The sequence below is a fragment of the Neptunomonas sp. CHC150 genome, from assembly GCF_030397555.1.
GTDB lineage: Bacteria > Pseudomonadota > Gammaproteobacteria > Pseudomonadales > Balneatricaceae > Neptunomonas > Neptunomonas phycophila.
The window spans coordinates 1-440 of record NZ_JAPNXU010000041.1 but is presented as its reverse complement, the minus strand read 5'-3'; the positions used below and the strand labels follow the sequence as shown (position 1 = coordinate 440).

1 pseudogene is annotated in these 440 nt (G+C 45.2%); it reads right to left on the bottom strand.

What is annotated here, in order from left to right:
• Positions 1-106: 106 nt before the first annotated feature.
• Positions 107-440: pseudogene (locus tag OW491_RS18065) on the bottom strand (hypothetical protein); the annotation flags it as partial.

The window sequence follows — 440 nt, the reverse complement described above, 5'->3', positions numbered from 1 at the left end:
TCGGAGATGTGTATAAGAGACAGGGTGGTGTACGCTTTGGCAATGTCTTCAGACAGTAGCGTCTTATCGGCTTTTAATGGCTGGCCGTTTACATCAACAATTTGGGTCATAGTCTAATTCCTTTGCCGCGTAGGTCTTGGTTCGGCATATCATCAAATCGGTTATTTTCTTCGGCGGTGCCATGAAAGCGGCGTTGGTTTTCATCGGCACTGGCCTTGATGGTGTGTAAGCCGTAACGCGTTAAATCCGCCTTAGAGGCTAAGTAAGCAAACCAAATAGCAATGGCACTATCGCCGTGTCGTTTGTTTCCGTTCTCGCCTTTGGTTCGTGTTGAATCAATACTAGGAACGCCAGCTTTAATTTGGATTTGTCCCAAATCAGTAATCACGTCCTCATGCTTTGGAAGCAGTATTTCATCATCTTCAAACGCAGCTTTAAAT